The 2041-nt window shown below is 52.0% G+C and carries 2 protein-coding genes; one reads left to right on the top strand and one right to left on the bottom strand.

The window, feature by feature from the left end:
• Positions 1-324: 324 nt before the first annotated feature.
• A complete protein-coding gene (locus tag F804_RS17455) occupies positions 325-1149 on the top strand; it encodes a hypothetical protein (protein ID WP_156845266.1) in 825 nt (274 codons plus the stop codon).
• A gap of 121 nt (positions 1150-1270) precedes the next feature.
• On the opposite strand, the gene F804_RS17280 is transcribed toward F804_RS17455, so the two are convergent.
• A complete protein-coding gene (locus F804_RS17280) occupies positions 1271-1828 on the bottom strand; it encodes a recombinase family protein (RefSeq protein WP_028726053.1) in 558 nt (185 codons plus the stop codon).
• Positions 1829-2041 lie beyond the last annotated feature (213 nt).

Consider the following 2041-nt stretch of genomic DNA (forward strand, 5'->3'; position numbering starts at 1 on the left):
TTACGATAGATGCCCAAAGGTCTTCCTCTCCGCCGTCGCTCTCGCTGCCACCGTCATGTTCTGGCTGTGACCATCAATGAGTCTGGAGCCTAGCGACAACAGGAGGCTAGGTATCTGTCTTATTTTCGAGTGTCATACGAGCAACAGTCGTGGCAGATCAACACTTCCCTCGTAGACTGAAGGTGGAGTGACCGTATAATAATACATGTTTAGGAAGTATCTAATGCAGCCCTTCTATCGACGCCGGTCACAGTTTTCGTGATCGCAGACTGAGGCTGGATGGGAGAGCCGCTTTCGAAACCTTGTATTGAGAAAGGCTAAATTTTGCGTCCTATCCTTGAAGCTGGGAACAAGGCCCTCAGCGCCCTAACGTCAGTTGGTGAAATCTGTGCAATTGGAGCACTTGGTTGGGCCTTCTTTTTTCCCGAAGACGCCGCCAAGAAAGTGGCAGAATTTCAGAACAAGGTTGAGGCCGCTCAAGCCGAAATGCTGGGGAAGTTAGAAGAGGGCAACAAGATCGCCGAGGCGATAGCAGCAAGCAATCGCGCTATCGAAGTTAGCAACCGGGCTATCGAAGCGAGCAGCCGTGCTCTTGAGGCAAGCAACGAAGCCATCGTTGCTAGCACACAGATCATAGCACGCGAAACCGCTGCTCAAACTCCGATTCTACAAAGCACAGAGAACAACACCGCAGTAGCGGCAAATGAGGCACTCAGGTTGTCCGCTGTAGCACAGGGATTGAAGGTCGGTGCGTTCATGATGAGCGACATCGATGGAAGCTATGATTTCGGGGCAGGAATAGGAAACTCAAGCACTAGCAGCCTTGCAGATGTGCAACTTGAGATCCTTACAAGTCAGGGCAACCGCATATTCTCCAGCAACTTTGGCATGGTCAATCGCGGGGATGAATCGCTAGTCGAAGGCACGCTCGATACGACCGATATCGATCCATCTGATCTACTATCCTTGAGTGTTTGTATTCGCGGTCTGCCAGAGGGAGAAAGCGAGTTCTTGTATGTGCAGGCTAAGATAGAACCAACCCAGCCCGCTAAACTCATGGAAGCAGGAGCAACTGATAACGTCTTTGTCGAGTGGGTTTCAGTTGGCCTTCCGACTGTATCTGAGGCTCCGAGTTCTAACTGCATATAATAAATTCCGAACACGGGTAAGCCGTCTGGTGCTCAGAGATTCTTTCACCTAAGAACTTTGATGACGGCACCCGTGGCAACTATCTCCGCCTTAACTATGTAGGAGGCCGCGCTCCTTCACCTCAGGCACTAGCCCGAAGAACATTGTAGACGCTTGCTCGGCTGATCCCGAGGCGCCGGGCGATCTCAGTTGCTCCAACCCCTTCTTTGGATAACTCGGACACTTGATCCGCTTTGCGCCGTGCAGTGGGAGCGCGACCCTTATACTTTCCATCAGCTTTAGCCTTAGCGATTCCTTCACGTTGGCGCTCCAGCATGATGTCTCTCTCGAATTCTGCGACGCCGCCCAAAACGTTGATCATGAGCCGTCCCGTGGGGGTGTTCGTGTCAATCCCCATCCCTAGGATATTAAGCGCCGCACCCTTCGCAGAAATGCGTTTCAGCAAGTCGTGCATGTGGGGGACAGAGCGGGCCAGCCGATCCAGCTTCGTTACTACAAGGGTGTCGCCTTCTCGGAGAAAATCTAGCGCAGCGGTTAGTTGTTCCCGCTTGACCGCGTCGACTGACGAGATTTGCTCTCGGAATATCTTTTCGCAACCTGCGGAGAGAAGATCACGTTCCTGGGCTTCAATGCCCGCGAGTTGTTCGAGAGTGGAAGTGCGAGCATAACCTACAAGCAAGGGAATGGGCCTCATTTGTCTAGCAAGATTCTTAGATTATCTTAGACCTTTGTCTAAAAAATTCAAGTGCATTCTAATTGGACAGTAATGGTTGTCCCGGTGGATGTTCAACATGGGCACGCCCTAGGCTCCAGACTCATTGATGGTCACAGCCAGAACATGACGGTGGCAGCGAGAGCGACGGCGGAGAGGAAGACCTTTGGGCATCTATCG

This window comes from Paracoccus zeaxanthinifaciens ATCC 21588, from assembly GCF_000420145.1.
GTDB classification, from domain to species: Bacteria; Pseudomonadota; Alphaproteobacteria; order Rhodobacterales; family Rhodobacteraceae; genus Paracoccus; species Paracoccus zeaxanthinifaciens.